We start from the raw sequence: 22,552 nt of genomic DNA, 5'->3' as shown, positions 1-22,552 counted from the left end.
TTATTGCCTTTTATATCTATATTTGTACTTTTATTTGTTTTTAAACAAACATCACTCCGGTCTGGACTCTTATCTTACATTGTTACAATGCTTATTATTTTAGTATATCCTAGTTACCATATAACAGTAGTAAGTACTTTACATGCCTCCTTTAAAGGATTTTTAATTTCCTTTGTAGCAGCGTATGTTTTATTCTTTGGTATACTCTTTTTTCATCTAATTAATAATACTGGTGGAATTCGGGCGATTGCTTCATTTCTTTCAGAAGTAACAACTGATCAGATTTTGCAAGTCATTCTATTAGTTATAGGGCTTTCTCCACTTTTAGAATCAACGAGTGGCTTTGGAATAGCATTTATGATTGTAGCACCCATTTTAATTGCTTTAGGGTTTAGTCCTATGAAAGCAGCATCTATTGGACTTGTTAGTTTACTTGCAGTCCCCTGGGGAGCATTATCCACGGGAACAGTAATTGGGGCACAAATTGGGGGAATTCCCCTTCAGGAACTTGGTACAGGAACTGCAATTATAAGCATCCCTGTTTTTATTTATTTTTTATTAATTGCTGTTTTTTTAGCTGGGGGTAAAGACGCAATAAAATATAGATGGAAGGAAATCCTTTTACTTTCAGTTATCTTTTCTATTTCAATATTTCTATTTAATGCTTTTGTTAGTGTTGAACTGGCCGGGGTACTCAGTTCATTGGTTACTAGTAGTATCGGGTTACTGGTTATAAAGATAAAAAACTCTTCATCATTAAAAATGATAAATGAAACCGTTATCGAAACCTCTGTATCTGAAAATAACGGTACAAATTTGAATATCATCAAGGTTATGAGTCCTTATTTAATACTTACCCTATTAATTTTCATTTCAAGACTTATCCCTTCAATAAAAAAATTTCTAGAATCACATTTTGTCATTGAATTACCTTCCTTTTCATTTTCATTAGCATTACTTTACTCACCAGGATTTTGGCTTTTTATTACATGTTTATATACCATATTCATTTTCAAAATCTCTAAAAGCATTATTTGGAGTTCGCTTAAAATTTCTATAAAACAATGGGTTCCCTTTGTAATTTCCACCACAGCATTTGTAGCAATTTCTCAACTAATGACTACAGCAAATATGACATTTGCGATTGCTAATGCTGCAGGTTTAATTTTCGGAAGTATGTTTATATTTGTCTCTCCTTTTATTGGAGGAATTGGAGGATTTCTTACGGGAAGTAATACAGGATCAAATGCTATGTTTACTCAACTACAAGTTGAAACTGCTAAGAAAACCGGATTGCCATTAAATTTAATTGCTAGTATTCAAAATACAAGCTCTTCTCATTCAACTATGGCCAGCCCCTCTAGAATTATGTTAGGTGCATCATTATGTCGAATTGAATCCGAAGAAAATCGTTTATTAAAAAAGATGTCCATAATAGTTCTTGGAGCAATATTATTAATAATCATTTTGACTGTTGGCTTTTTGGTTTTTGATTTTTGGTTTTAAATACAAGAGACCATTAAACATACTTATAAGTGGAACTTTAAGTTTATATTGATAAAAAAAGGTTACTATCATCTAAATAGGTCGACTTTATAGATAAAATCTCGAATAGTAAGCATAATCATTTGAAAACTTTAAAAAAGATATTGTTGATGAAAGGTTCTTTCAGCCATTTTAATAATAGGAAATGAGAGAATCTACCTAAAGTAGCCTGTGCTCCAGTTGAGCAAAGGCTTCTTTTTGACGAGTTTCTTCTATACATATAGAACTACATTAAAAGTCTCTTTCGTATTCTTTAACTAACTAATAAATAGTCTTCTTTTTAATGCCTAATTCCGCCATGGCGTTAACTGCTGAAATCTCACTTGCTTTCCAACGATCATACACTTCACTTCTTTAAACCCTTCCGTTACTTGGGCGTTCGGTCGGCCGAAGGGTACACCGTTTTGCAAAGCCACATTAATTCCTTCACGCTGCCGTTTTCGGCCCATTCCTCTTCTGCCATCCAGGAGAGGATTTGTAAAACAAGATCTGCGATGAAGGTCCCTAAACTATCCTTAAATTGAGTAGTGTCCAACAAAGGCATATCCATCACCACGATATCTGCTTGAATATTTTTTGTGATGTCATTCCATTCCTGGAGGATCTCTTCTTTATTTCTACCACCAGTGAATGAATGTAAAGGACATCACCTTTACGAATCAATCGTTTTAATAATTGATATTGAACTCGATTGAAATTTTTCCACTTTGTTTTTCTAAAAAGATAACCCGTTCATTGAGACCATTTTCCAACATAGCTTGACGTTGCCATCCTTCATTTTAACGAACGTTAAAATAAGAGGATTTTATTAAAAAAATAACCATTCGTAAAAGTGTACTTTTACGAACGGGTTTTTGATAGCTTTCTTGAACAATCAATCAGCTACCACTAGTACATCTAAATACCTCGTCTCGCGAAGAAGACGTTCAACAATGGAGCCTTCTTTTATTTCTTGCCACCTCGACCTAGCTGAATGACCTATAATTACTTGTGTTGCTTTTTTATTTTTTAATTGTCCCGTTATTTCTTTTACTACTAAACGCCGATGTGTGGCATGGTATATTTCAAATATCCCTCCTAATCGTTCCGTTAGAACCATGACTCTTTTCAATATGACTTCCTCTTCATTAGACAAGTTTTGATGGTCTTTTACATAAACAACAAACCATTGGGCCTTCAAACGATACGCTATTCGAAATCCCCTTCGTATTAAACGTTCTGAATCTTGACGTAAATTTACACAAACAAAAATGACTTCCTCTGTTCGCCAAGGTCCTCTTACGCCATTTTTCCGTTCATATGATTCCAACCGATCATCTACATCGTCTGCTAACTCACGTAATGCAAGCTCCCTGAGCGCAATTAGGTTTCCAGTTTTAAAGAAATTGCTTAACGACTGCTCTACTTTATCCATTGTATAAATGTTACCTTCTCGCATACGTTGTCTTAATGTCTTAGGCGAAATATCTATTAATTCCAGCTCGTCTGCTAAATGTAGGATCCGGTCCGGTACAGTTTCCCTTACTCGGACTCCAGAAATTTGTTCGACACTGTCATTTAAACTCTCTAAATGTTGAATATTCATAGTGGAAATAACAGAAATTCCTGCACTTAGTATCTCTTCTACATCCTCATACCGTTTAGCATTTTTACTACCCGGAATGTTCGTATGAGCTAACTCATCCACTAGTACTACTTCAGGATTACGCAGAATGATAGTATCAAGGTCCATTTCTTCCAAGGTTACATTTTTATATTGCACTTTTTTTCTAGGGATCATGTCTAAACACCCTATCTGATTCCCCGTATCCTTACGCCCGTGTGTTTCTAGTAAGCCAATGACTACGTCGATTCCATTTTTCCTTAATTGATTGGCTTCCCTTAACATAGTATATGTTTTTCCTACTCCAGGAGCAGCACCAATATATACTTTTAAGGTACCTCTTTTAACTTTTTGTATCTTCTCTTTTAATTCGGTTGAAGATAGCCTGCGATAGGGATTTTCTTTTTTCCTCTGTGTTTGAATAGCAGGTATGATCCGTTCTCCTTCCACTTCAGCTCGGTCTGCAACAACAAATACATCAATATTCTTTGTTATACGTAAAATCCGATTGACGATGGATCCATGAATAATCTCTTCCCAACGAGTTCTTTTAGACTGACCAAGTATAATTCGAGTGACATTATGCAATAAAGCATAGGCCACAATTTCTTCAGCAATGTTTTCCTTACTGATAGATATTTCTTCAAACGTCCCATCTAATTTTTTTATTAATTTCCCAATTGATCGTTTAAATGTGGCTTCTACTTTGGAAAGTGATTTTTGATTAGGGATAAAACAAGTAACTAATAAATCACTGCCTAATCGCTTGGCAATTTGATCTCCCCTTCGGATTAAAATGGAACCATTCCAATGATATTGAGCACATACTAAGATTCGCTCTGAAGCACCAGAGGGACCAGATAACCCTTTACGCTCTCGATATTCGTATAAATCATCCTCTACCTCCCCTGCCAGGAAGCGAAGGGATAATTCCCTAAGTACAGCTAAGTTATGTCTTTTAAAAAGGTGAGCATGTCCTTTTACTTGCTCATGTTTTTCATCTAAATCTCCTTCTTGTAGACGTTTTAGGATAGCTTCGGGGGTTACGTCCAATAATTTCACTTCATCAGCGTGAGAAAGCGTATCCTCTGGCACAGTATTACTCACATGAATTGGGAGTCCCGTGAGATGTTCTGCTACTTCTTTAACACCGGCAAGTTCATAAATATTTATGGTTGTAATGACACTGATTTTATTGTCAATTAACTCCTGTACATCTTCTAGTCTTGTAGCGTTTTTGGCAGAAGGTCTGTTTTTATGAGCAAGCAGGTCTACCAACACAACTTCAGGGTTTCTTGCGAATATTTCATCCAAGTCTAAATCATGCTTAGTCTCTCCTTTAACTTCCCATTCGATAGCTGGAATGATTTCAAGACCACCCACTTGTTCCAAGGTTTTCGGACGATTAGATGCGCTAATAATACCGACAACGACATCAATACCTCGCTTTTTCAAATCGTTTCCTTCAAGAAGCATATGATAGGTTTTGCCTGAACCACTGACTGCGCCAAGTATAATTTTCAGCCGGCCCTTTTTTATTTTTAATATGGAATTCAATATCTCATCTGGGGTTTTTCTTCGGAATTGTTCTAACATAATACTGACCTCCTAAATCCAGTTCAAGGTTAAAAGGAGAGTGAAAAACTCTCCTTTTCAAAAGTTATTTTAGTTGGTCCAATGCTATGTTTAATTTTAATACATTCACTCGGGGGTCTCCAAAAACTCCTAATGACCGTCCTTCCGTATATTTATCAACAAGATTAAATATACTTTTTTCAGATACACCTCGCTCTTTAGCAATGCGTGATACCTGAATTTTCGCCCCTTGGGGTGAAATATTTGGATCAAGGCCCGAACTAGAGTTTGTCAGTAAATCAGCAGGTATCTCCTCTTGTTTGACAGTAGGGTTCTCTTTTAAAAATGTTGCCAAATCTTTTTTTGTGCGCTTGATCATGTCCTCATTGGATGGGGCATAATTGGGTGTACCTGAGCCTGCCGCATCATATTCTATAGAAGAAACACGACCATGAAAGTAACCTGGGTCCTTAAAAGATTGACCAATTAGTTCAGAACCTATGATTTTTCCTGATTCGTTTTTTATTAAACTGCCATCTGCTTTTGCAGGCATAATGACTTGAGCAACACCTGTCATTAGCAATGGATAGGCAATTCCACACATAACAAGTAGCACCAGAACTACGCGTATATTTTTCAACATGGATTCTCACCCTTACTTTTGATTTTAAGCTAAATGAAACATGACTAGGATTACATCGATAAGTTTGATTCCTATGAAAGGAACTATCACTCCACCTAATCCGTATATGAACAAATTCTTGGTTAATAATCTTGAAGCACTCATAGGAACGTATTTTACACCCTTCATTGCCAATGGTATGAGAAGGGGGATAATAACAGCGTTAAAAATTAAAGCTGATAAAATAGCACTTTGTGGTGTAGCCAGATTCATAATATTTAGAGCCTTCATCTGCGGAATGGCCAACATAAACATAGCTGGAATGATCGCAAAGTATTTAGCCACATCATTCGCAATACTGAAGGTTGTCAAGGCACCCCGTGTCATGAGTAACTGTTTCCCGATGGCCACTACCTCGATAATTTTTGTAGGGTCAGAATCCAAATCCACCATATTCGCGGCTTCCTTCGCTGCGACGGTTCCTGTATTCATCGCCAATCCAACATCAGCCTGGGCCAATGCAGGGGCATCATTCGTTCCATCTCCCGTCATGGCCACAAGTTTGCCTTGTGCTTGTTCCTGTTTAATGACAGAAATTTTATCTTCAGGCTTGGCTTCGGCAATAAAATCATCTACTCCGGCTTCTTTAGCAATGGTATTAGCAGTCAATGGGTTATCACCGGTACACATAACGGTTTTAATTCCCATTTTCCGCAATTCATCAAAGCGTTCCCTCATGCCTGGTTTTACTGTATCCTTCAAGTAAATGACACCCAGCACACGGTTTCCTTCTGCAACAACTAGTGGCGTACCACCCGCAGATGCGACTTCATTAGTAATGCTCTCTAAATCCCCAGGTACTTTTTCACCTTGTTGCTGTAAATATTGTCTTATTGAATCAGCAGCACCTTTTCTGATTTTTCTACCATCAGAAAAGTCTGTACCACTCATCCGAGTTTCAGCCGTGAACTCAATTCCTACTGTCCCGGTTTTATCTAATTCTTTATCAGATAAACCGGCTTTTTTAGCAAGTTCGATGACAGATCGGCCTTCAGGCGTTTCATCGTGTAATGATGAATGAACAGCCACTTTATTTAACTCAGCTTGGCTTATCCCCTTAACCGGTAAAAAAGCTGAAGCCATGCGGTTCCCATGGGTGATCGTTCCTGTTTTATCAAGGATTATGGTATTAATGTCACCAGCTGCTTCGACAGCTTTTCCCGACATGGCAATGACGTTAAATTGAGTAACCCTATCCATACCCGCTATCCCAATGGCAGACAATAGGCCCCCAATGGTTGTTGGTATCAAACAGACCAGTAATGCAACTAAGGTTGCTATGGGTAATGTGACTTTAATATAAGAAGCAATTGGTACTAGTGTAGTGCAAACAAGCAAAAAGATAAGGGTCAAACTAATAAGCAGGGTACTCAGTGCAATTTCGTTAGGTGTTTTTTGCCTTTTAGCTCCTTCTACGAGGTTAATCATTCGATCAAGAAAGGATTCACCTGGGTCTGAAGTAACGATAATTTTGATAAAGTCACTGATGACTTTCGTTCCTCCAGTTACAGAACAGAAGTCCCCACCAGATTCTTTGATTACAGGAGCTGATTCGCCAGTAATTGCGGACTCATCTACTGCGGCTACTCCTTCAATTACACTACCATCGGTTGGGATTAAATCATTGGTTTCCACCAAGACAATATCGCCTTTACGGAGTTCTGTGGCTTCCACAACCATTATAGAACCATCTTTTTGCCATAACTTTGCCTTGGTATCCTGTTTCGTCTTTTTCAGGCTTTCGGCTTGCGCTTTACCCCGCCCCTCTGCTAATGCTTCGGCAAAGTTAGCAAAGAGTATTGTAACAAGCAGTATTACGCTTACGGCTATGTTATAACCCCTATCCGATGTTCCTCCAAAAAAGTTTGGGAATATGGATAGTAAAAGAGTGATTACAAATCCTATTTCAACTACAAACATGACAGGATTTCGAGCCATTATTCTTGGATCTAATTTTTTAAAGGCATCTTTTATAGCTTGCCAGACAATTTCCTTATTGAGAGTCCCTTTACGCGTTGTACTCATTGAGAATACTCCTTTTCTTCATTATCTAATTGTGAGCCATTCTGCTACTGGTCCGAGTGCAATTACTGGGAAGAACGTCAAAGCGCCAATAACTAATACCGTTGCTAAGAGAATGACCAGGAAAGTGCTATTATCTGTCTTAAACGTTCCAATCGTCTCGGGAACTCGTTTCTTTGTAAGTAATGAACCTGCGACAGCGATTAGTGCAATCATAGAAAAGTAACGGCCAAACAGCATGACTAAGCCGGTGGATAGATTCCAAAATGGAGTGTTATCCCCTAAACCTTCAAATCCGGAGCCATTATTAGCTGCTGAAGAGGTAAACTCATAAACAACCTGCGAAATTCCATGAAAACCCGGATTAGAAATAGCCGAAGTGCCCATTTGTGTAGCTAAAGCAATGGCCGACGGAACTAAGATGATTAATGGATGTAAAAGGATGGCAATCGCTATTAGTTTCATTTCCCTACCTTCAATTTTCTTACCTAAAAACTCCGGCGTTCGTCCAACCATCAACCCGGCAATGAATACAGCCATTATTGCGTACATAAGAATATTGACCGTCCCTACTCCATCACCGCCAAACACACAGTTCAACATCATTTCTGCCAATGGCACTAATCCTCCAAGTGGAGTAAGCGTATCATGCATATTATTGACTGTACCTGTAGTAGCTGCTGTCGTAACGGCTGTAAAAAGGGCACTCTGTGCGATTCCAAACCGCACCTCCTTCCCTTCCATACTTCCATTCTCTTGAGAAATCCCTATTCTCTCTAATGCTGGATTTCCATTTTGTTCGCTGAAATACGTAACACCTAAGAACACAAGGAACATTAATCCCATTGCTGAAAAAAGAATCCAACCTAATTTCTTGTTTTTTGCCATATATCCAAACGTTAATGGAAGGGCAACAGGTATCAGAAACATTGATAAAATCTCTAATATATTGGTGAAACCATTAGGATTCTCAAAGGGATGTGCCGAGTTGACACCAAAAAATCCACCGCCATTTGTCCCTAAATGTTTAATAGACTCTAACGCAGCTACTGGCCCACGTGCAATATTCTGCTTCGCACCTTCCAATGTAGTTGCAATGGCCGTAGGATCAAGGGTTTGCGGAACCCCTTGAGATACTAGGACAAGACCGATTAAGATAGATAACGGCAGTAGTACCCGGGTGATGGAACGAATTAAATCCACATAAAAATTCCCCATACTGAACTGCCCGGTCAGGCCTCTGAAAAAAGCCATACATAACGAAAGACCGGTAGCTGGTGTCGTGAACATCAAAAATATGATGACGACCATTTGCGATAAATAAGAAAGTCCCGATTCCCCGCTGTAGTGCTGTAAATTGGTATTGGTAAGGAAGCTTACAGCAGTATTGAATGCCAATAATGGATCCATGTTGTCTATCTTACTTGGGTTACCCGGTAAAATTCCTTGAAATCGAATGATCATGTACGAAATAATAAACATGACTAAATTACTCAATAGTAGTGCCTTTACATATTGCTTCCAGTTCATATCACCGGTATTAATACCAGATAATTTATAAATGCCCCTTTCTAACCATCCAAACATCCGATCTTGTTTTGTTGTTTCAAGGGAATAAACATTAGCTAAATATTTCGCCAGTGGTATTGCCAGGATAATGACGAGTGCCAATACCAGACCGATTTGTAAAAAATCCATTTGCATTTCCTCCGTTTTGTAGCTATTAATATTTTTCCGGGTAAATTAAAGCATGAATTAAATACAACGAAAGTGCTCCAACAATAAATAATAAAAACATCGTTTCTACTCTCCTTTTTCTTCTATAACTTTGTTACAAAAATGGATAAATCCAAAAAATGTTAAGAATGAAAAAGCTGTAAGTGAAACTGATATAAGATCCATTGACGTCTCTCCTTCCAAACTATAAAAATTTCAAACTAAAATGTACTCACCCCCTTTGAGTTTCTTAAAGAAACTAGGTTCCACTTGTTAGCAGCCAGTTATAGCTGTAACATTCTGGTTTACTGAAGATGACAAAATCAGCTCCCATTTTTTATATAGACTAGAATATTGATGATCATGAGTGACAACAAAAAACCTATAAGATTTGAACTCTGAAAATATTTTCACAAGATTAATTCCATCAAACAGAGAATTAGGGAATAGATAAACACAGTTATCCTGCTCTGATTTATGAACCATTTTTCCATCACATTCCTTCAGGTTTCTTGTAGGCTTAAACCATTCTTCATCATAGTCTACAGTTTCTACATTACTTGTATCCGTGTGGGTGGCCCTATACTTTCCTTTACAGATATAAATAATTTTCCTTTTCCAACAAGCAGCACTTTTCCCATACAATCCACCCCATTAGTACTTTCTCTTATTAATTTTCAATCTGCATTCTTTCTGGGGAAGAGAAGCCTGCCAGTTGATAACATAAAAAAATAGACCAATGCTTACTCTTTCCCCATGTATGCAGCCATGCAGTAGCTATCCATATACCCGCGTTAATAAATACGATTCACGCATCGGTTATTGGATTAATTGCAAAGCAAACATATAAAATTGGAGAAAAAGTACTCATTGGTCTACTTATCACCCAGCAAGCTTTACAGCTCTCTGTGCGATCTGTCTTCCAAGACACCTTTTCGTTTATAGGCATAATAAAAAGACCTACGGAAATGACAGGTTGCTATCTTGCTACAAACATAACAAAAAAAGCCTCCTGAATTAAGGTGGTCTTATGACCTCCTTCGCTTTAGCCGACGAAGTTAGCTGACGGGTAGGATGGCGAAAGAGTATCTCATCCCTTCTGCAAATGCAGAATTAACCCCAAAAATAGTGGGTCCTCCGTTCTCAATTTCTTGAGATTTGGCCGATATCAAATTGTTATTTATGTGGATTATTCTACGCTCATCATTAAATGTTTGTAAACCTCATAAAATCACGATATTAATTCAAAATCGACCAAATAAAGTCATTTTAGTCCGAATAAGTCATCAAAAGCTAACTTTACTTAATAATTCTAGTGATTACATTTTTTTATAGGTTTGTAAACTTACATTGACAATAACTAAGGTTGGGCATTATGATAAATCCCATAAATTCCCGAGATAAAATGGAGGCATTATGTTAAATCCAAAAAAGAAACTTGAAGCAGAAATAAGTGCAGCATTTATTAAGTTCCAGCGTGATCTGATAGGCAGAGGACCACAGGAAGCAAAAACATATATAATTAATGACATGTTGATTACTCGTTTTAAAGGGGTCCTGACTGTGGAAGAAAAGCATCTTGTCAGTCACAATTCCGGCAAAAAACTTGTAAAAAAAATGCGCTCGCTTCTTCGTGAAATGTACACTAAGGATTACGAAAAAATAGTTGAAGATCATACTGGATGTAAAGTTCTTTCTTCCCATAGTGATATTAGCACTAAAACAGGTGAAAGAATTGAAGTTTTTATACTGGATAAAGATTTAGAGAGGTAATTAGAAACCATCAAATAATACTGTTTAAGTTACATGAATTATCATTTTTATAAAATTTATATATATATATTTTAGGTTAGAAGGCTCGCATGTTGTAAGTCGCAACAGATCGCCAACAGCTTCATAGTGCTTTCTAATTCGATGAAAGGTTAAAATAATGATAGGTAGAAATACCAATACCTACAAAACCTGTGGAATTTAGTAAAAAAAGAAATCATTGTGATGATAAAGTTAATTAACCCGCCAATTGAATTAATAATTAGTTTTGGAATCCAACCTTTAGGTTTTTCTCTAACCCATTTAAGCATCATTCCTGTTTGGGATAAGGGAAAAGGGATAAATACTCCAACAGCGTAAAAAGGTATCAGATGATCTGTTTCTCCTTTGAACACAATGATTAAGAGCTAGCATCTTCTTTTAAAGCTTTAAGGATTTTCTCTATTGTTCGTACAACTTATCCAATTTTGTGGTCTTACTGGTGACTATGTTTGTTTAGCAGTTTCAAAATAAACAGGACATTTGTCGGAAGGGGAATATAAAATCTGAGGGGAACTAGTAAGGTGTATTGAAAATAAAAAAGAGGGAGATGGCGCTTTGAAGAAATTACTTACCTGTTTGATAGTATTGCCAATAGTCCTGGGGATATCTTTTTCCACTGCTTCAGCATCTGCTGGAGGATTTCACCACCCGCAAAGCTGGGATAAAAACTCGATTTTGCGGAAGGACACCCATGGGGTGGAAGTTAAAAATATGCAGTATATCCTCAATGTCATGGGTTTTTATACTGATTCAGCAGTGGTTGACGTTGATGGGATTTTTGGGCCGAAAACCGAAGCGGGTGTAAAGAAATATCAAAAAGAAAACCATCTGATAGTAGATGGTGTGGTTGGCCCCAAGACGTGGACCAGTTTCTCGCAATATATTAAAAAGAATGGCGAGAACACCTATGGAGCAGGCGGGTACATGGGTCTCAGAATCAAATGGAAGTACGACGATTCTTCTTATACATCAGGCTCAAAAGCCTATATTTACGGTAATGGAGATACATTAAGTGACCAATATCGCCTGTATGCGAATTAAAAACTCAGGCAAGAGGCCCTTTATTAGTTAAATGAGGCTAAAAGATAAGTCCTCCGCTTCTAAGCGATGTCTATGAAGAAAAGAGGGATAATTCTTTTAAAATTCTCCTTTCTTTTAGTTTCAAGATAAGGATTATTGTGAAAGAATCATCGGCTCTATTCATTCAGAACTATGCGCTTTCCTCCAACCTAATATGAAGGAAATAAGATTAACCTTTATTTAAGACAAGAGATCATAAGGTTAACGAATCAATTTTTCACAAAAGGGAAGCCCCTTCTTCTCATTCTTAAGAGGGGGGTTCCCTTTTGTTGTAAAGAAAGAAAGCTGCCTCTGCAATTTCTTTTAATAAAGCACCTGTGGTTGATTCAAAACCTTTCAAGACTCCCCAGAAATGAGCAGACTTTTTCAACATTTGTATATGATTATGAGAAATGGGAATTAATTGTATCTTCAACTTTCTCTAACATACCTTTATATGAGTCTTCATCAAGGTAACCAATACTTCCGAATAGTAAATGTTCCACAGGATTCCAGTGAAATCGAATATCCCAATGTCGGAGGTAACTTTCAAGCCTGCTGTCATACCCACCTTATCGTAAACCTCGTTAGGCGTTCCGTGTGTATTGATAATAAAACCCTTTTTACCTTTTAATAACTTAATTATACCTTCTTCTCCAGCAGAATAAGCAAACCCAAATGCAAATACTCGGTCTACATACCCTTTAAGAATTGCTGGAAGACCAGTCCACCATATAGGGTAAATAAATGTTATAACATCTGCATCCGTAATAAATTCTTGTTCCGTTTTAATATCATTTGGAGTATTTCCTGCTTTCATAGCTGCTGTATCTTCTGGTTTCAGTACAGGTTGAAAATCAAGTGCATATAAATCACGGACAACAACTTCGTGACCGTTTTTCTTTAATGCATGAACTGCTGTTTCTAAAATAGAGTGATTTAAGCTTTCAGGGTTTGGATGTGCATAAACAACTAGGTGCTTCATTTTAAATATCCTCATAGTATACAATAATTTCCATTAGATTATTAAGCTTTACCTAATATTATAGTGTTAGACATTTTTTTAAAAGTAGTCATTTTCTTATAACATAGTCACAAATTATCAATCCCAACAAAGGAAATTGAGTTCGTGGAATGTAAAAGGCCTGGGAGCCTTTATGAAAAAAAAGGATTTATGGACTATTCAGAGGAAACTGATTCAGATATTTTTTGTATACAGGAAATATCATTACAACAGACCAATGACGTTAGAACTAGAATACCATCAAGTGAATTATAAACCCCACTACTATATTAGACTTATTATCAACAAAGCCAATGGTTCTCTACATCAATTGCTCCTTATTTAATTCTCCCAGTACTGAATTCCCTCTTTATTAGCTACTCTCTCCTTCCATTTAGTTGCAATGACATCTGGGGACTAAATAAAAAACAATCAAAAATGTGCTCTACTTTATGGTTATAGTGTGACTGAACAGGATCCAATTTCATTTCCACCCCAGTTTAGTGAAAGCTTGTCTTGATCTGAAAGAGGACCGACGCCACTTGGAGTACCGGTAAAAATAATATCGCCTTTTCCAAGCCCAAAATGTTCTGCTGTAAACTCGATTATCGTTTGCAAATCAAAAAGTAAGTCTTTAATATTTCCGACTTGTACACGCTCTCCATTTTTTAAAAGAGAAAAATCTAATTGTTCACATGCTTTGACACCCTGAAATGGAATAAAATCACTAACAACAGCTGAATTTTTAAATCCTTTAGCCAAAAGCCAAGGATGCTGTTTTTGCTTTAACTGTGATTGAACATCTCTAAGTGTTAAATCCAACCCAATGGCCATAGCATCAACTATTTCATCTACTTTCATTCCTGTTTGGAACTGCTTTGCGATATGTATGACAAGTTCTGTTTCATAGTGAATGGAACCCTGATTACTTGGCAACGTAATTAACTGGCCATTTGCTTCTGCAAGCGAATGAGTTGGTTTTGAAAATAAAAAAGGGGAAGTTGGTATTTCATTATTTAATTCTTTTGCATGTAAAGCATAGTTTCGACCTACACAATAGATATTTTTAATGTCTTTCATTATTAAACTCACTCTTTTCTTTAAATGTAATTTCATGCTAAAAAATGTAATGATACGATAGTAACAGGAACATACTCTAATAATCTTAAATATATTTTATATTTTTCTGACTTTTTATACAACCGTCCTAACTATTAAAGAAGACCAAATTGAATAACATAATTCGTTCTATTAAGTATCTTCGACGATGTAGGGTTTCTGAGTAGAAGCGATGCATAAGAAAAAGCGATCCTTCTTAATAAGAATCGCACACAGTTGAATTAATTATTTGGATTGCGGTCAATAAACTCCTCGATTTCATCTGTTTTTAACCTATAGACAAGGTCGAAATAATCTTCTTCTCTATTTTAGTTTTATGAGGAATTGCAATCTGTTAGTAGAGGTATTTTTTACTTTTTTACATACATTTTGTTTATAAAGGGTTCAACTGAAGAAATGGTTACATCTTGATAATAATAATTTACAATATCCTTATAATTTTTACCTTCTTGTGCCAATCCATTAGCACCATATTGACTCATACCTACTCCGTGACCATTGCCCTTAGTATTGATAATAACCTTATTACCTTCTCTTTTAAATGTGAAATCGGCAGAATTAAGTTTTAGCTTATCTCTGATAGTTTTCCCACTATATTTCTTATCGTTAATTTCAAAAAGCTTTATACGATTTCCTTCTGATTTTGAGATAACCTTACCGATAGTAACATCATTATTCAATTTAATTCCCAGCAACTCTTCAAATTCAGGTACTTGAATAGTTGTTTGGTATTGGTATTTAGGAGATTGTATATCCCAAGGACTTTTAACGCTTTTTAGATATGGCGTTTTATTACCCCAATAATCCTCAGAATTCTCCGTATAGCCATTACTGGTCGAAAAGAAAGAAGCATCAATCGGATTCTCCTCATAGGTTAAAATCTGACCTTTTGTAGCATCAACTGCTTTCTGAATTTTAGAGATATTTGACTTATAATTTTCTCCCCACTCATTAGCTAGTTCATTTTTATTTTTATAGACTTGATGGTATTGGATATTATCAGTTATATCAGTACGGTCTGGTAAATTAATTTTAGAATTAGAAAGCATCTGTTTAACTAAAAATGTTCTAGCTGCTAAAGATTGAGCCTTTAACGCTTCTAATTCAAAAGAAACGGGCATTTCTGAAGCAACAACACCTACAACATATTCTTCCAATGGGATATTTTCAATCGCTTTAGTGTTTGTCCTATAAACTGACACTTCGATGGATGGTTCAGGGGAATTTTTATCATTTTTAGTCTCTTTATTGTAAATTGATGTAGCGACAATGTTCTGTTTAGTATTGTTTGAAAATGAAGCTACTAAAATAGAAGGTACTACTAAAACTACAATAAACATTATAAGAACTACCCACATTAATGGCTGGAATTTATTCATCATTCCTCCTTAAAAAATAAATCATTTTAAAAAGGTTATGAATAACCCATACCTTATATTACCAATTATCATTTTTTCTTTAACTCCCTCTAGGCTCTTCAAGGTATATTAGAGAACATCAAAAAAGCTTCAAGATGATTCCATTGATTATTCTGATTTTTAGTTATAATAACCCATCTTAAACTAAACTGTCCCGATAGGCATAAAGAAAGTACTAATGGATGGAAGTTAAATGATTATTTAACAGCAATGCTTCTTCTTCAGTAGGTGTATCAAATCTACCCAACACCATTTATTATCCGAATCAGCTAAACGTCGTAAGGGTATAATATTTATTAATTTAAAATTGTTCATTACCGTAAAAGTACGAATCATATGAACACTCCTATTTTATTGTAATTAAACAGTAGTTCTTTGCCTCTCATCAGTTTCCAACTAGTCACACCTTTCTTACATATCAAACCAGTTACAGTTAGGTTGTTTTAACACTTTTGAAACTTCCTAAACATGCGTTGGGGCCTTTCAGTTTCAGATGAGTTTCTGTTCTTTAATTAATTTTTTCTATTAAATTGATTTTCATTACGGAAAAGTCAAAATATTCCTCAACTGATAAACGGTAGAGCAATTCCCATGATTGGGAACTAACCCTCTCACACCTCCAGCGTTAAAAAAAATCAAACCCAATCATAGAAAAAATTCCAAATTAACAGCAAAACGCCAAATGAGCCGTTACTCGATGTAACATGCATTTAAAAGGGAGAATAAGGATGATTACATACTGGATCATTTTACTGGCCATCGCGGTAGGGATTGTTTTTATCGCAGAAAAAATGAAACAACCGTACCCTACATTTCTTGTTATTGTTGGGTTGTTAATAGGGATTTTACCTATTCCCGGCTTGGCTGATATCAAGAGTTATGCTGCAACTGACACTGTATTCCAAACTACAGTCATTTTAATCTTTTTATCAGCTCTATTAGGAGATGCAGCACTTAAACTTCCGATTATGGAACTAAACCGGAGTAAGAAACCTATCCTATTACTTTCATTTGTAGGAACATTCTTGACGTTTTTAATCGTTTCTTTTCTAATGTACTTTTTACTGAACCTTTCTCTACAACAGGCACTAATCTTTGGAGCATTGATGGCTGCCACTGATCCTGTTTCCGTCCTTAGTATTTTCAAGGCTCTAGGTTTGAATAAACGGTTATCCATTATTGTCGAAGGAGAAAGTTTAGCGAATGATGGAGTAGCCGTTGTGTTATTTAAAATTGCACTTGTGACCACTGTTTTAAGTCTAGCAGGTACTTTTGAGGCTTCCATTGAGTTCATAAAAGTAGTTAGTGGCGGTATCGTTATCGGTGGAATAGGCGGATTTATCGCTTCCCATATTACGTCCAAAATCGACAATTATTTGATCGAAATCGGTCTATCCCTGGTTCTCTTTTATGGTGCATTTGATCTTGGGGAACATTTTCATGTTTCAGGTGTGATCTCAGTCGTGACAGCAGGTTTAATCCTCGGGACCTATGGGAAAAATATCGGAATGTCTGACCTGACACATGAGAAAATGAATTCCTTTTGGGGAATTGTTGCCTTCCTCTCAAATGCACTGATTTTCTTATTGGTAGGGTTAGAAGTCAGTAGCATTAATTTTTTAGATAAAGGATGGTTAATTATTGGGAGTATTTTAATCGTACTCCTGGCTCGATTTGCTGCCGTGTATATCAGTCTTGCTTTTGATGAAAACATCCCAACTTCCTGGAAGCATGTAATTGCCTGGGGAGGATTAAAAGGTTCGCTTTCTATTGCTCTTATATTAAGTGTTACACCGGAGTTTGAAGGGCGGGAGCTGCTTTTAGCGATGACGTTTAGTAATGTTGTATTTTCTCTATTAGTTCAGGGAACGACACTCAAAAAATTAGTCGCTTTTGTCGGCGTGAAATAGGATATATAATAAACGTCTAAACTTCAGTTACTTATCCATGGGAATAACTCCAGAATATCTCCTATTAGTGGTGTACTCTTTATTTTCAAGATATGTGCAGGGCGAATTAGATCTTTAACAGTTGCATTTGAAATAACTATGAGGCATAAACCGGATACTATCCATCAGCCGAAAGGAAAAATAATGATTGGATAATCAAAGATATCAGGAGTGAGATAAAAATGGGAAGACAACAATATGGAGTTGTTGGTTTAGGAAGATTTGGTACTAGTGTTGCTCGACGATTACAAGAGGCTGGACATGATGTTTTAGGAATTGATGTTAATGAAGAACGAGTAGAAGATGCTGGGCCTTACGTAACTCATGCAGTCGTGGCGGATACCACGGAAGAGCAAACACTTAAAGAAGTCGGAATTCGGAATTATGATTGTGTAATCGTAGCAATTGGGAGTGATATGCAGTCCAGTATTTTAACCGTTTTGCTTCTAAAGGAGCTGGGTGTAAAAAAAGTAATCGCGAAAGCTATAGGTAAGCAACATGGACAGGTTTTGGACAAAGTAGGGGCAGATTGGATCATCTATCCTGAAAGAGATATGGGAGAGCGTGTTGCAAATCAGCTCTTATCACCAAATTTATTGAACTATATTGAACTGTCAAAAAAATACAATATAGAAGAAATATTAATCCCTTCAAGAATGGCTGAAAAAAGTCTGCGGGAACTTGATATTCGTGCTAAATATAATATCAGTGCCATTGCCATCGTAAGAGGAGGAGATATTATCATTTCCCCATCTCCAGATCAGATTATTCATAAAAGAGATTTATTAGTGGTGATCGGGGACAAAGAGGAACTAGCCAGATTTTCAGGTGAAGAATAACAGTGTCATGCTGAACACATTAAGATGTTGTCAGTGGGCTTAAAGGGTTATATTTTCTTTCTATTATGATCTTTACTTAACCTAAAGTTCAAGTACCAAGATATAAGATAGGATGGACGATATAATTCCTAAGAAAAAGGAGATAACTATGCTACATTCAAGTAAAAAACACCGTAGGTTTAACATTATTAAACTTCACCCAGCACATATTCTATTGTTTGGTTTTTCAGGGTTAATTTTTATTGGAACGTGTTTATTAATGATACCTGCGGCTACTAGGGACAGGCATCATCTCAGTTTAATTGACGCCCTTTTTGAATCTACTTCTGCTGTATGTGTAACGGGATTAGGAGTTGTGGACACTGGTACCACGTTTACATTGTTTGGACAGATCGTTTTGCTCATTCTAATTCAATTGGGTGGCTGGGGATTTATGACCAGCAGTATACTGATGTTTATTATCATAGGGAAAAGGATTGGCTTGAAACAAAGATTATTGCTTCAAGAGTCTTTGAACACGTTTTCCGTTCAAGGGGTAATCAAACTAGTTCAACGAATTATTATCATTACGTTAATTATTGAAACCATAGGTGCTGTTGCTCTCGCCATTCGCTGGTCACAGGAAATGAGTTGGGGAAAATCCGTTTATTATGGAATATTTCATTCTATCTCGGCTTTTAACAACGCAGGGTTTGGCTTAGAACCTGATAGCTTGAGTAAGTGGGTAGGCGACCCAACTATAAATCTTACTATTACTATGTTGTTTATGCTTGGGGGAATCGGATTTTTTGTAATTACGGATATATATGAACAGAAAAAATTAAAAATAAAAAGATTATCCTTACACACCAAAATTACGTTATTATTTACCTTACTGTTAAATGTGGTGAGTACTATTATCATTTTTGGCTTAGAATTCAATAATTCTGCTACATTAGGAACATTGGATATAGTGGATAAATGGTGGGCTGCTTATTTTCAAGGAGTTGTACCCCGTACTGCTGGCTTCAATACAGTCGATATAAGCCAACTTACATTAAGTTCTCAAGTATTTATGATGGGATTAATGTTTATAGGGGCAGCTTCAGGGTCAACAGGTGGCGGAATAAAAGTAACGACTTTTGCTTTGTTACTTTTTGCCCTATGGGCAGTCATAACCAATAAGGAAGATATAAGCATTTTTAAACGAAGAATACCAAAATCTCAGGTGTTTAGAGCTTTATCAATTGCTGTTTCTGGGGTAATATTTATTTTTATTATTTTGTTTTTACTAACTATAACAGAAAAAGGGGCTGACATGTCCAAGATAGTATTTGAAACGGTCTCTGCTTTTGGAACAGTTGGATTAAGTGCTGGATTTACTGGGGACCTAAGCCCTATCGGACGTATTTTGATTACAATTATGATGTTGGTGGGCAGGATTGGACCTCTGACTATGGCGTTTGCAATTGCCATTCATTCAAATGATAAATCAAAAATTCGTTATGCAGAAGAAAAAATCTTAATTGGATAAATGTTAAGTAAAAAGAGGATATACATATGCTCTTTTCAGACTGTAGACAAACTCGATAAATAATTGAGTTTGTCTACAGTTTTTTTGAGGTTTTGTAAAATTTGAACGTTGATTTCCATTACAGGCACTCGCTTTCGGGCGGGCCATCCGCCCTCGGTGCCCTTTACGCCTACGGGGTCTCGCTTGTACACGGTTTCCCCGCAGGAGTCTAATTTCAATCAACTTTGGTTTAACACGAAGATAGCACCCCTTTTGCCAACAGTCTTTACCACAGATACCAGGAATTCTAATTATAACGAATTAAGAATTTTTATCTTGAAAATGGTAGAGCAAGAAGTGCTGTTTTGCGAGAAAATGCGGTGTATACGGCATGTCGTTTCGCAGCCAAGAAACGATAGTGCCTATCAATGCTGAAGATCCGTGCCAAATTGCTATATCCTTTTGAATTCCTGCTTTATAAAAGTAAGAATCATTTCCCAAAACATCTAACCTTGCAGTTATTATTTCAGTTAGCATATTTAACAAGCGTTCAGTGAAGATAGGTACCCTCTTCGAACCTAATATCACTTTATAAAATTTAGCATGTTTAGCAATATGATCAAGCATCCGCACCAGCATTACAAAATCCGTATCGTCGGCAGTACCCTCGTTCACAGGCTGACTGTTCACAGCGGGCTGAATATCTTCAATCATATCATCAGCCATTTTTTCTAACATATCGGGTATATCCCGATAATGGAGATAAAACGTAACACGGCTAATTGTAGCGCGCTCCGCTATGCGGCTAACAGACATTCTCTCAATATCCATTTCCTGCAGCAAATCAATAAAAGCCTCTTTTATTAAAAGCCGCGTACGAAGAATTCGAGGATCTGTATGACCCTTGTAATTATCCATCATTTTACTTTCCTTTCTCCTTGGTATTAAAATATACAATTTCTTTAGGTAATGTACTATATTCCTCAAATAAACAACACAATTAGGTTTAGTGTAAACTAATTTACATTTTGCATTTTATTGTAAATTGTAAGAACGGGAATTCCTAACTATAATCTGTTTTATGCAGTGTTAATTATCTTACACATTGTAAAATAAATCTAGTGAGAAATAGAAAGGAAGTTTGTAGGTTGAGTAAAGGTATCAATACAACTAGTAGGTCGATTAAAAAAGGACCTATCTTGTTCATTATGATTTTGGGGGCTTTTCTAGCCACGCTAAATCAGACAATCATGAGCGTTGCAACCCCAGAACTAATGGTTGATTTTAATATTTCGGCGGCAACTGCACAATGGCTGACAACTGGCTATTTACTAGTGAATGGTATTCTAATTCCAATCACAGCGTATTTCATGCGAAGGTTCACCACCCGCCAGCTTTTTCTAGCTTCGATGCTAATCTTTCTTGCAGGTACGATCGTATCTGCTGTAGCAACAACCTTTCCGGTTCTTTTGACTGGGCGCATGATTCAGGCAGCGGGAGCTGGCATCATTATGCCACTACTTACGAATGTCATTTTCACAATCTATCCTCCCAATAAAAGAGGTGCAGCCATGGGAATGGTAGGCTTTGCGATCATTTTTGCGCCTGCCATCGGTCCTACTCTAGCAGGATATATCCTGGAAAACTATGAATGGGAATTAATGTTCTACGGCATGATTCCGTTTACCCTTTTGGTGATTATCTTCGGCTTTATTTACCTGAAGAACGTCTCGGAACAAGTTATCACCAAGATGGACATTATAAGTGTAATCCTTTCTACTATAGGGTTTGGCACTCTGTTATATGGCTTCAGCCGAGCCGGCAGTGAAGGCTGGTCCAGCAGTGAAGTGCTTGTATCTATTGCCGTAGGAGTCTCAGCACTTGGACTTTTTACCCGGAGGCAGTTAACTTCTCAGAATCCCTTGTTGGATCTGCGGGCCTTCAAGTACAATATGTTCTCCCTTACAACCATTATCAACATTGCGGTTACCATGGTTATGTATGCAGATATGATGTTGCTTCCACTGTACTTGCAAAGTGCACGCGGCTACACAGCTTTAGAATCCGGATTGTTACTTCTCCCCGGTGCGCTTGTGATGGGCTTCTTAATGCCTATTACAGGTAGGCTGTTTGATCGATATGGTGCAAAATGGCTGTCCATAATTGGGTTAATAATTACGATTATTACAACTATCGGCTTTATTGATTTGACAGATTCAACTAGCTATACCTACTTAGTTCTCATGTCTACGGGCCGTCGAATTGGAATGGCGCTGATGCTTATGCCTATTCAAACAGCAGGTTTAAATCAATTGCCTTCAAGCTTGACTGCTCATGGTACAGCAATATCCAATACCATTAGGCAAGTAGCAGGCGCAGTTGGTACTTCCCTTCTTGTAACAGTAATGACGAACCGCACCGAAACACATTTTAAGGAAATGATGTCCACTGGCGGAAATATGGCAAGTCAAAAACATATGATAACAGAAGCCACCATTCAGGGCATTAATGATGCTTATGTTGTAATTATCGGAATTGGACTAATTGGATTAATTCTTTCGTTTTTTATAAAACGTGTGGGGCAAGTCTCTGAGGAAGATTCTGGTGCTAAAATACAAAAAGGTATGATCAACGAGACTTAAGAAAGCGTAATGTAAATCACTGAATGAAAAATAAAGAATTCCGAACAATTTATTAGTGATCATGCTTGTAGTGAAT

At 36.8% G+C, this 22,552-nt stretch carries 15 protein-coding genes, 4 pseudogenes and 1 riboswitch; of the genes and pseudogenes, 7 read left to right on the top strand and 12 right to left on the bottom strand.

Annotation, left to right across the window (positions count from 1 at the left end; all coding sequences use genetic code 11):
* Positions 1-1,506, top strand: a 1,506-nt coding sequence (locus tag AC1DVK_RS20430) for an L-lactate permease (protein WP_477627263.1), incomplete at its 5' end; no start/stop codon positions are given.
* A 300-nt stretch (positions 1,507-1,806) separates the two neighbouring features.
* On the opposite strand, the pseudogene AC1DVK_RS20425 reads toward AC1DVK_RS20430, so the two are convergent.
* The 6 genes and pseudogenes from AC1DVK_RS20425 to AC1DVK_RS20400 all read right to left on the bottom strand — a co-directional run bounded on the left by AC1DVK_RS20425 (position 1,807) and on the right by AC1DVK_RS20400 (position 9,225).
* Positions 1,807-2,300 (bottom strand): annotated as a pseudogene (locus tag AC1DVK_RS20425) (recombinase family protein).
* A gap of 119 nt (positions 2,301-2,419) precedes the next feature.
* Positions 2,420-4,744, bottom strand: coding sequence for a histidine kinase (locus AC1DVK_RS20420; protein WP_061463671.1), 2,325 nt, complete (start codon positions 4,742-4,744; stop codon positions 2,420-2,422).
* Between the two features lie 64 nt (positions 4,745-4,808).
* Complete coding sequence (gene kdpC / locus AC1DVK_RS20415) at positions 4,809-5,366, bottom strand: potassium-transporting ATPase subunit KdpC (RefSeq protein ID WP_061463672.1); 558 nt, start codon at positions 5,364-5,366, stop codon at positions 4,809-4,811.
* Positions 5,367-5,390: 24 nt separating this feature from the next.
* Positions 5,391-7,430 carry a potassium-transporting ATPase subunit KdpB gene (kdpB, locus tag AC1DVK_RS20410; protein WP_061463673.1) on the bottom strand — a complete coding sequence of 680 codons (2,040 nt, stop codon included), beginning with the start codon at positions 7,428-7,430 and terminating at the stop codon, positions 5,391-5,393.
* Positions 7,431-7,451: 21 nt separating this feature from the next.
* On the bottom strand, positions 7,452-9,125 hold the full coding sequence (gene kdpA / locus AC1DVK_RS20405; protein WP_061463674.1) for a potassium-transporting ATPase subunit KdpA: 1,674 nt from the start codon (positions 9,123-9,125) through the stop codon (positions 7,452-7,454).
* A 25-nt stretch (positions 9,126-9,150) separates the two neighbouring features.
* Positions 9,151-9,225 carry a potassium-transporting ATPase subunit F gene (locus AC1DVK_RS20400; protein WP_081109011.1) on the bottom strand — a complete coding sequence of 25 codons (75 nt, stop codon included), beginning with the start codon at positions 9,223-9,225 and terminating at the stop codon, positions 9,151-9,153.
* Positions 9,226-10,175: 950 nt separating this feature from the next.
* Positions 10,176-10,317: riboswitch (cyclic di-AMP (ydaO/yuaA leader) on the bottom strand.
* A 242-nt stretch (positions 10,318-10,559) separates the two neighbouring features.
* Here AC1DVK_RS20400 and AC1DVK_RS20395 point away from each other — a divergent pair.
* Positions 10,560-10,916, top strand: a complete 357-nt coding sequence (locus AC1DVK_RS20395) for a Na-translocating system protein MpsC family protein (RefSeq protein WP_371748431.1) — start codon at positions 10,560-10,562, stop codon at positions 10,914-10,916.
* Between the two features lie 81 nt (positions 10,917-10,997).
* Here the strand turns inward: AC1DVK_RS20395 and AC1DVK_RS20390 are convergent.
* Positions 10,998-11,320 (bottom strand): annotated as a pseudogene (locus AC1DVK_RS20390) (amino acid permease); the annotation flags it as partial.
* Positions 11,321-11,510: 190 nt separating this feature from the next.
* Here AC1DVK_RS20390 and AC1DVK_RS20385 point away from each other — a divergent pair.
* Positions 11,511-11,996: a peptidoglycan-binding domain-containing protein gene (locus tag AC1DVK_RS20385; protein ID WP_477627262.1), complete on the top strand. Its 486-nt coding sequence runs from the start codon at positions 11,511-11,513 to the stop codon at positions 11,994-11,996.
* A 286-nt stretch (positions 11,997-12,282) separates the two neighbouring features.
* On the opposite strand, the gene AC1DVK_RS20380 is transcribed toward AC1DVK_RS20385, so the two are convergent.
* The 4 genes and pseudogenes from AC1DVK_RS20380 to spoIID all read right to left on the bottom strand — a co-directional run bounded on the left by AC1DVK_RS20380 (position 12,283) and on the right by spoIID (position 15,515).
* Entirely contained in the window at positions 12,283-12,408 is a 126-nt protein-coding gene (locus AC1DVK_RS20380; RefSeq protein ID WP_477627261.1) for a hypothetical protein, read from the bottom strand.
* A gap of 10 nt (positions 12,409-12,418) precedes the next feature.
* Positions 12,419-12,999 (bottom strand): annotated as a pseudogene (locus AC1DVK_RS20375) (NAD(P)H-dependent oxidoreductase).
* Positions 13,000-13,473: 474 nt separating this feature from the next.
* A complete protein-coding gene (locus AC1DVK_RS20370; protein WP_061463682.1) occupies positions 13,474-14,097 on the bottom strand; it encodes a fumarylacetoacetate hydrolase family protein in 624 nt (207 codons plus the stop codon).
* A gap of 389 nt (positions 14,098-14,486) precedes the next feature.
* The gene (gene spoIID / locus AC1DVK_RS20365; RefSeq protein ID WP_477627260.1) at positions 14,487-15,515 is read right to left on the bottom strand and encodes a stage II sporulation protein D; all 1,029 of its coding nucleotides are present in this window, start codon (positions 15,513-15,515) and stop codon (positions 14,487-14,489) included.
* A gap of 767 nt (positions 15,516-16,282) precedes the next feature.
* On the opposite strand from spoIID, the gene AC1DVK_RS20360 reads away from it, so the two are divergent.
* The 3 genes and pseudogenes from AC1DVK_RS20360 to AC1DVK_RS20350 all read left to right on the top strand — a co-directional run bounded on the left by AC1DVK_RS20360 (position 16,283) and on the right by AC1DVK_RS20350 (position 19,855).
* Complete coding sequence (locus tag AC1DVK_RS20360; protein ID WP_477627259.1) at positions 16,283-17,464, top strand: cation:proton antiporter; 1,182 nt, start codon at positions 16,283-16,285, stop codon at positions 17,462-17,464.
* Between the two features lie 185 nt (positions 17,465-17,649).
* Positions 17,650-18,342 (top strand): annotated as a pseudogene (locus tag AC1DVK_RS20355) (potassium channel family protein); the annotation flags it as partial.
* Between the two features lie 148 nt (positions 18,343-18,490).
* Positions 18,491-19,855, top strand: a complete 1,365-nt coding sequence (locus AC1DVK_RS20350; protein ID WP_089363442.1) for a TrkH family potassium uptake protein — start codon at positions 18,491-18,493, stop codon at positions 19,853-19,855.
* Positions 19,856-20,155: 300 nt separating this feature from the next.
* On the opposite strand, the gene AC1DVK_RS20345 is transcribed toward AC1DVK_RS20350, so the two are convergent.
* Positions 20,156-20,752 carry a TetR/AcrR family transcriptional regulator gene (locus AC1DVK_RS20345; RefSeq protein ID WP_410861748.1) on the bottom strand — a complete coding sequence of 199 codons (597 nt, stop codon included), beginning with the start codon at positions 20,750-20,752 and terminating at the stop codon, positions 20,156-20,158.
* A gap of 290 nt (positions 20,753-21,042) precedes the next feature.
* Here AC1DVK_RS20345 and AC1DVK_RS20340 point away from each other — a divergent pair, with 290 nt between their 5' ends.
* Positions 21,043-22,476, top strand: coding sequence for a DHA2 family efflux MFS transporter permease subunit (locus AC1DVK_RS20340; RefSeq protein WP_477627264.1), 1,434 nt, complete (start codon positions 21,043-21,045; stop codon positions 22,474-22,476).
* The last annotated feature ends 76 nt before the right edge of the window (positions 22,477-22,552 follow it).

This window comes from Peribacillus sp. P4_B1 (assembly GCF_056402395.1).
Note: the sequence above shows the minus strand (reverse complement) of the source record. Positions and strands in the feature narration are given on the sequence as shown.

What these genes read in the sequence shown, in the direction of transcription:
- AC1DVK_RS20395 (WP_371748431.1), top strand. Translation starts at nt 10,560, where the DNA reads ATGTTAAATCCAAAAAAGAAACTTGAAGCAGAAATAAGTGCAGCATTT.
- AC1DVK_RS20345 (WP_410861748.1), bottom strand. Translation starts at nt 20,752, where the DNA reads ATGGATAATTACAAGGGTCATACAGATCCTCGAATTCTTCGTACGCGG.
- AC1DVK_RS20340 (WP_477627264.1), top strand. Translation starts at nt 21,043, where the DNA reads ATGATTTTGGGGGCTTTTCTAGCCACGCTAAATCAGACAATCATGAGC.
- kdpC (WP_061463672.1), bottom strand. Translation starts at nt 5,366, where the DNA reads ATGTTGAAAAATATACGCGTAGTTCTGGTGCTACTTGTTATGTGTGGA.
- AC1DVK_RS20380 (WP_477627261.1), bottom strand. Translation starts at nt 12,408, where the DNA reads ATGTTGAAAAAGTCTGCTCATTTCTGGGGAGTCTTGAAAGGTTTTGAA.
- kdpB (WP_061463673.1), bottom strand. Translation starts at nt 7,430, where the DNA reads ATGAGTACAACGCGTAAAGGGACTCTCAATAAGGAAATTGTCTGGCAA.
- kdpA (WP_061463674.1), bottom strand. Translation starts at nt 9,125, where the DNA reads ATGGATTTTTTACAAATCGGTCTGGTATTGGCACTCGTCATTATCCTG.
- spoIID (WP_477627260.1), bottom strand. Translation starts at nt 15,515, where the DNA reads ATGAATAAATTCCAGCCATTAATGTGGGTAGTTCTTATAATGTTTATT.
- AC1DVK_RS20370 (WP_061463682.1), bottom strand. Translation starts at nt 14,097, where the DNA reads ATGAAAGACATTAAAAATATCTATTGTGTAGGTCGAAACTATGCTTTA.
- AC1DVK_RS20420 (WP_061463671.1), bottom strand. Translation starts at nt 4,744, where the DNA reads ATGTTAGAACAATTCCGAAGAAAAACCCCAGATGAGATATTGAATTCC.
- AC1DVK_RS20350 (WP_089363442.1), top strand. Translation starts at nt 18,491, where the DNA reads ATGCTACATTCAAGTAAAAAACACCGTAGGTTTAACATTATTAAACTT.
- AC1DVK_RS20360 (WP_477627259.1), top strand. Translation starts at nt 16,283, where the DNA reads ATGATTACATACTGGATCATTTTACTGGCCATCGCGGTAGGGATTGTT.